Source organism: Rhizobium sp. 10N414 (genome assembly GCF_056394785.1).
In genome coordinates, this window is record NZ_JBFTIN010000007.1 from 187926 (window position 1) to 194756 (window position 6831).

Annotated in this window: 5 protein-coding genes and 1 pseudogene; all 6 read left to right on the forward strand. The window is 60.7% G+C overall.

Annotation, left to right across the window (positions count from 1 at the left end):
- Positions 1 to 239 precede the first annotated feature (239 nt).
- Positions 240 to 1034, forward strand: coding sequence for a thymidylate synthase (locus tag AC1DE4_RS09925; protein ID WP_018858374.1), 795 nt, complete (start codon positions 240 to 242; stop codon positions 1032 to 1034).
- Between the two features lie 542 nt (positions 1035 to 1576).
- Positions 1577 to 2626: a LacI family DNA-binding transcriptional regulator gene (locus AC1DE4_RS09930; protein ID WP_018858375.1), complete on the forward strand. Its 1050-nt coding sequence runs from the start codon at positions 1577 to 1579 to the stop codon at positions 2624 to 2626.
- An 88-nt stretch (positions 2627 to 2714) separates the two neighbouring features.
- Positions 2715 to 4328: an acyl CoA:acetate/3-ketoacid CoA transferase gene (locus AC1DE4_RS09935; RefSeq protein ID WP_029792358.1), complete on the forward strand. Its 1614-nt coding sequence runs from the start codon at positions 2715 to 2717 to the stop codon at positions 4326 to 4328.
- Positions 4321 to 5100, forward strand: coding sequence for an enoyl-CoA hydratase/isomerase family protein (locus tag AC1DE4_RS09940; RefSeq protein ID WP_029792359.1), 780 nt, complete (start codon positions 4321 to 4323; stop codon positions 5098 to 5100). Before AC1DE4_RS09935 ends, AC1DE4_RS09940 begins: the two co-directional genes overlap by 8 nt.
- Entirely contained in the window at positions 5094 to 6620 is a 1527-nt protein-coding gene (locus tag AC1DE4_RS09945) for an aldehyde dehydrogenase family protein (protein WP_477881197.1), read from the forward strand. The genes AC1DE4_RS09940 and AC1DE4_RS09945 overlap by 7 nt, the downstream gene beginning before the upstream one ends.
- Positions 6621 to 6706: 86 nt before the next feature.
- A pseudogene (locus AC1DE4_RS09950) lies at positions 6707 to 6831 on the forward strand (sugar ABC transporter substrate-binding protein); the annotation flags it as partial.

The following is a 6831-nucleotide window of genomic DNA, read 5'->3' on the forward strand; positions in this document are numbered from 1 at the left end:
AAAAGCGGTTGGTCCCAAAGGAGAGCGGCGTGAATTGCCGCTAATATACTGACAGTGCTGAACCCCGTGGAGCGCCCCCGCGCTGAGCATAGGGCGACACGCAAACCTGACGGTAGCCTGAAAGCGCCTCCGACCGTCTGGCAGGTATCGCGGAGAATTGCCGGGATAATAGCCGCACTATGATTGGTTTCGACGGGTAAAACGCCTAAATAGGTACGGAACGGAATCGGCGGCGGACGATGAAGCAGTATCTCGATCTCTTGAAGCATGTCATGGAACACGGAACCGATCGTGGCGATCGAACGGGCACCGGCACACGCTCGGTGTTCGGCTATCAAATGCGGTTCGATCTTCAGGAGGGCTTTCCGGTCCTGACGACCAAGAAGCTGCATCTGCGTTCGATCATCCACGAGCTTCTCTGGTTTCTTCGCGGCGACACCAATATCGGCTACCTCAAGGACAATGGCGTCTCGATCTGGGACGAATGGGCTGATGAAAACGGCGACCTTGGGCCGGTCTACGGCGCACAGTGGCGTTCCTGGCCTGCTCCCGATGGCGGCCATATCGACCAGATCTCCAATCTCGTTTCGGGCATCGTCAAGAACCCGAATTCACGCCGGCATATCGTTTCGGCATGGAACCCTGCCGAGGTGGATGACATGGCGTTGCCACCTTGCCATTGCCTGTTCCAGTTCTATGTCGCCGACGGGAAGCTGTCCTGTCAGCTCTATCAGCGTTCGGCCGACATCTTCCTTGGCGTACCCTTCAACATTGCCTCGTATGCCCTGCTGACGATGATGGTGGCGCAGGTAACGGGCCTGAAGCTCGGCGATTTCGTGCACACGCTCGGCGATGCGCATCTGTATCACAACCACTTCGAGCAGGCGAAGCTGCAGCTGACGCGCACGCCAAAGCCATTGCCGTTCATGCGGATCAACCCCGACGTGAAGGACATCTTCGGCTTCAAGTTCGATGATTTCGAGCTGGTCGGCTACGAAGCCGACGCCAGCATCAAGGCGCCGATCGCGGTTTGATCGGGGAGTTCTGACGCGGCGAGTTCCGGTTGGCGCAGCGCTGTCTATCACGGCTTCCACGAGCTCAGGCCTACCAGCGGCCGATCTCACCATGGATTTTTGACGCATGCCATAGGTGGCTTCACCGCTGGCGACTGACTGCTGGCCAGTCGGCGCTTGGGAGCGGCGGGCCAAGTGGTCGCGCAGCGTAAAGGGACTCAGCGCGGAGATCCAAAAGACCGTCTGGGCCGGTTTCCCAGCCTACCGACACTACATGTCCGTGACTTTTGCTCAGCAGCGGGGAGCGTTGATGCGCGACCTCCGGTTGGTTTAACTTAGATCGTTCCAAAATATTCTAGATCGACACCGACCCAATTTCTTGCGAATAAGCAAGCGCTGTAGATGATATTGATGTATTTTCCGTGGCTTAGATATTCCGAAGCGCAGAGGCGTAATTCCTGTATGGCGATTGCTTTTCCGGCAAGAAATGCGGAATTGCCACTTGACAAAATTGGAACGTTCCAATTATTTGGGCGCCGTGGCTAAGGCCATTGGAGGATCTCATGACAAAAGGGCGGGTCACCGTCATCGATATTGCGAAGGCGGCGGGCGTCTCCAAGTCGACCGTTTCGCTTGTCTTGCAAGGATCGTCCCTGGTGAACGACGGCACGAGAGCGAAGGTCAATGCGGTGATGCGCGAGCTTGGCTACGTGTACAATCGCGGAGCCGCCAATCTGCGCCAATCCGGTTCGAAGTCGAAAATTATCGGCGTGGTCGTCAACGATCTGACCAACGGGTTCTTCGCGGAACTCGCCGTTGGTGTGGACATGGTCGTCCAGTCCGCGGGATTCGTCCAGTTCCTGTCCAATACCAGCGAGAACCTGGACCGACAGCGGGAAGTTATCGCCTCCATGCGCGAGCATGGGATTTCAGGGCTGATCATGTCGCCCGCCCGTGCGACCGAAGCCGCTGACCTGAAGCCGCTGGTCGCCGCTGGCATTCCCGTCGTCGTTGCTGTCCGCAACGTTCCGGGAGCTAAGGTCTCGTCCGTCGTTTCGGACAATCGCGAGGGAATATCTGCTGGCGTGCAGCATCTCGCTTCGCTTGGCCACCGCCGGATCGCATTCATCGGCGGCTTTAGTGATACGGCGGTCTTCGACGAGCGCATCGACGGCTATCGCGGCGCAATAGCGGCTTGCGGCCTTGAGCTTGACGAAGATCTTATCCTGCCTTCCGCCCCCTCGAGAGCTGGTGGTGTCGATGCGATCGGCCGAGCGCTGGCAATCGCTGCCGCTCCCACTGCCGCTGTGTGTTTCAACGACGCAGTCGCGTTCGGTGTGTGCGACGGGCTTCGCGCCCAGCGCCTCGAGCCTGGACGTGACTTTGCAGTGGTCGGCTTCGATGACGTCATCGAGGCAAAGGCCGCCGTTCCGGCGCTGACGACGATCTCGGTGGATCCGCAGGGAATGGGCAGGCGCGCAGCGCAACTGCTTCTGAAGCAGATCAGCGCGGGTAGGGCGGAAGCGGAGTCGATCGTCTCCTCTGTACGGCTCGTGGTCCGGGAGACCTGTGGAGCAAATCTGGCAGGCGGTTCCAACAGGAGGCAGGCATGAGTTGGTCGCTGGCGACGGGTCCCGCCGTTGTCGAGGCGGCGAAAAGCGGCTCGGCCGTGAAAATCGAAAAAGGGCTTTGAGTAATCAGATGAGCAAGCACATTACCCCGACGGAAGCCGCAGCACTGATCCCCGACGGAGCGGTTGTCTCCGTATCGTCGTCGAGCGGCCTCGGTTGCCCCGACCTGATGCTGAAGGCGATCGGCGAGCGCTTCGATAGCACCGGTCATCCGCGCGATATCACGACGCTGCATCCCATCGCGGCGGGCGACATGAGCGGTATCAGGGGTGTGGACTATATCGCCAAGAAGGGCCTGCTCAAATGTATCATCGGCGGCTCCTATCCGTCGGGACCATCCAGCGCGGAGCCGCCGCTGATCTGGCAAATGATCACGAACAACGAAATTCCGGCCTACAACATTCCCTCGGGCATCATGTTCGATATTCACCGGGAGGCTGCCGCCAAACGCCCGGGTGTCCTGACAAAGGTGGGCATCGACACGTTCGTGGATTCAAAGAGGCAGGGTTGCGCGATGAACGACCTCGCTGCCCAGGACCCGGTGGTCAAGCGCGTCTCGTTCGAAGGCGACGACTACCTGTTCTTCCCGTCGATCGTGCCGCAGGTCGTCATCATCCGCGCGACGACCGCGGACGAGCGCGGCAACCTGACTTATGAACACGAGGGTGCCTATCTCGGCGGTCTCGACCAGGCGCTTGCTGCCCGCAACAATGGCGGCATCGTCATCGCTCAGGTCAAGCGGATCACCAAGGAAGGTTCGCTGAAGCCGCATGACGTGCGCGTCCCCGGTATGCTCGTCGATTACGTGATCGTCGATCCGGACCAGAAGCAGACCACTCAGACGCTCTACGATCCGGCTATCTCAGGCGAGATCTTTCGCCCGTTGGAGAGCTTCCGCGTTCCGGAATTCAACATCCAGAAGGTCATCGCGCGCCGCGTTGCCCAAGAGTTGCAGGCAGGCAGCTGCGTCAATCTGGGCTTCGGCATTTCCGCCAACGTGCCGCGCATCCTCCTTGAGGAAGGGCTACACGGCTCCGTCACCTGGGTCATCGAACAGGGTGCCGTCGGCGGTGTCCCGTTGCTGGACTTCGCGTTCGGCTGTGCATCCAACGCCGACGCCTATATGCCCTCGCCATACCAGTTCACCTATTTCCAGGGCGCCGGCTTCGACGCCTCGTTGCTCTCCTTCCTCGAGATCGGCCGTGATGGCTCGGTGAACGTTTCGAAGTTGTCGTTCCGTCCCCACGTCACCGCGGGTGCCGGCGGCTTCGTCGATATCACGGCGCGTGCGAAGAAGATCGTCTTCTCGGGGATGTTCAATGCCGGCGCAAAGCTCGCGATCGTCGACGGCAAGCTCGTGATCGAGAAGGAAGGCAAGTTGAAGAAGCTCGTCAACGAGGTCGAGCATGTCACCTTCTCCGGCAAGCGGGCGATCGAGCAGGGCCAGGACATCACTTATGTCACCGAACGATGCGTGATGAAGCTGACGCCTGAAGGCATTGTTCTCACGGAGATTGCGCCGGGTGTCGACCTGCAGGCCCATATCCTCGATCAGTCCGAGTTCTCGCTCATCATAGCAGAGGACCTCAAGGTCATGGATGCGAAACTCTTTGGTGAAGCAAACATCGGCCTGACTCTACCGAAGAAGAGCGCCCGCGTCCTGGAGGGCACGTTCAATGGCTAGCGGCACGGTCAAGATCCACGTCGAAGATCACATCGCGATCATGACGGTATCGCGTCCGGAAAAGCTGAATGCGCTTGATCTCGACATGCTCAAGGCGCTGGCAGATGCCGCCGATGACGTCGAGGCTAACGGCGACGTTCGTGTGGCGATCCTGACAGGCGAAGGCAAGGGCTTCTCAGCGGGCGGCGACATCAAGGCCTGGGGTGGCATGCGGCCACAGGAGTTTGGTCATGCCTGGGTACGCCACGGACATCGCATCTTCGAAAGACTTGCGACCCTCAGAATGCCTCTGATCGCGGCCTTGAACGGCCATGCGCTCGGCGGTGGGCTGGAGCTTGCCGGCGTCGCCGACATTCGCATTGCCGAAGAGAACATCAAGATCGGACTTCCGGAAACAGGCCTCGGCATGGTTCCCGGCTGGTCGGGCACGCAGCGTCTTGTGAAGCGCTTCGGCGCGCAGGTGGTCAGGCGCATGGCGCTGGGCGGTGAGATCTTCACCGCCGAGGAAGCCCGCGCGCTTAGCATCGTCGATGTGGTGACATCGACCGGTAATGCCGTGGAAGCGGCCAAGGAATATGCGGCCCGCATCGCGATGAGGGGGCCGGCTGCTCTTGAAGTGGTCAAGCTGATGATTGCCTCCGCGAACGGCGAGGACAATGGCACGGCCGTCGAGGCGCTGGGCTCGATCCTCGTTGCGAAGACCGGCGACCTCAATGAGGGGGTGGCTTCGTTCACCGAAAAACGCCCTGCACACTTTAAAGGAGAATGGTAATGACGGTTCTGGTTACTCCCAAGGCGCTTAGCGATCACAAGGCCCGCGACTTCAAGATGCTGGTCGATGGCAAGTGGGAGGCCGGCTCCGGCCAGCCGATCGAGCGCGTGGCGCCAAGCCATGGCGTCGTCGTGAGCCGCTTTCCGGCGGGAAGCAAAGCCGATGCCGAGCGCGCCATCAAAGCCGCCCGCAAGGCGTTTGACACGGGTCCCTGGCCCAGAATGACGGCATCCGAACGTTCCGCCATCTTGCTCAAGGCTGCCGACCTGATCTCAGCCCGTGCGGACGAACTCGCCTACCTGGACGCGATCGAGGCCGGCAAGCCGATCTCCCAGGTGCGCGGCGAAATCGCCGGTTCGGTCGACATTTGGCGATACGCAGCGGCGCTCGCCCGCGATCTTCATGGCGAAAGTTACAACACGCTTGGAGACGGCACGCTGGGCGTTGTCCTGCGTGAGGCGATCGGCGTCGTATCGATCATCACTCCCTGGAACTTCCCCTTCCTGATCGTCGGCCAGAAGCTTCCCTTTGCGTTGGCGGCGGGCTGCACCACGGTCGTCAAGCCATCCGAACTGACCTCGGGCTCGACGCTGGTTCTTGGCGAAATCCTTCAGGAAGCAGGCGTGCCCGATAGCGTCGTCAACATTGTCACCGGCACGGGACCAGAGGTCGGCGCGATCATGACGTCCCATCCTGAGGTCGACATGGTGTCGTTCACCGGCTCAACCGGCGTCGGCAAGCTCACCATGACGAATGCCGCGCAGACGCTGAAGAAGGTCTCGCTGGAACTGGGCGGCAAGAACCCGCAGATTGTATTCCCGGATGCGGATCTCGATGCGTTCATCGACGCGGCCGTCTTCGGCGCCTATTTCAATGCCGGCGAGTGCTGCAATGCGGGCTCGCGCCTTATCCTGCACAAGAGCATCGCTTCCGATGTGGTCAAGCGCGTCGCCGAACTCGCCAAGGACGTCAAGGTTGGCGATCCGCTCGATCCGACAACGCAAGTGGGCGCGATCATCACGCCGCAGCATCTGGAAAAGATTGCCGGTTACGTGGCCGGTGCGACGAGCAGCGGTGCGCAGGTGGCGCATGGCGGCGAAAAGCTCGACTTGGGCATGGGGCAATACATGGCGCCGACGATCCTCGAAGCTGTCACGCCAGGCATGGCGGTTGCGCGCGAGGAAGTCTTCGGACCGGTGCTGTCCGTCCTCACGTTCGAAACCACCAGTGAGGCGATCGCGATCGCCAACTCCATAGACCACGGCCTTTCCGCTGGCGTCTGGAGCCGTGACTTCGACACCTGCCTGACGATCGGTCGGAAGGTCAGGGCAGGGACGGTCTGGATGAACACCTTCATGGACGGCGCCTCCGAGCTGCCGTTCGGAGGATACAAGCAATCCGGCCTCGGCCGCGAACTCGGCCGCCATGCGGTGGAGGATTACACCGAGACCAAGACGCTCAACATGCATATCGGCGCCCGGACAAACTGGTGGATGCCGAAGAGGGAAACGCTGGGATAACCGGCAACGAGACTACGCCCGAGGAGGGCGGGTAATCGGTGCGGGAATGGTCCCGCACCTTCGAACTTGCAAACCGGGAGGAAACGATGCGCAAGTTTTTGCTGACGACAGCGTTGGTGACGATGAGTGTTGCGGGCTTGGGTGCTGCCAAGGCTGCGGATGTGAAGGAAGTGCAGATGCTGCACTGGTGGACGTCCGGCGGCGAGGCTGC

Excerpts from the sequence above, each read along its gene's own strand:
- AC1DE4_RS09925 (WP_018858374.1), top strand. The coding sequence starts at position 240 with ATGAAGCAGTATCTCGATCTCTTGAAGCATGTCATGGAACACGGAACC.
- AC1DE4_RS09930 (WP_018858375.1), top strand. The coding sequence starts at position 1,577 with ATGACAAAAGGGCGGGTCACCGTCATCGATATTGCGAAGGCGGCGGGC.
- AC1DE4_RS09935 (WP_029792358.1), top strand. The coding sequence starts at position 2,715 with ATGAGCAAGCACATTACCCCGACGGAAGCCGCAGCACTGATCCCCGAC.
- AC1DE4_RS09940 (WP_029792359.1), top strand. The coding sequence starts at position 4,321 with ATGGCTAGCGGCACGGTCAAGATCCACGTCGAAGATCACATCGCGATC.
- AC1DE4_RS09945 (WP_477881197.1), top strand. The coding sequence starts at position 5,094 with ATGGTAATGACGGTTCTGGTTACTCCCAAGGCGCTTAGCGATCACAAG.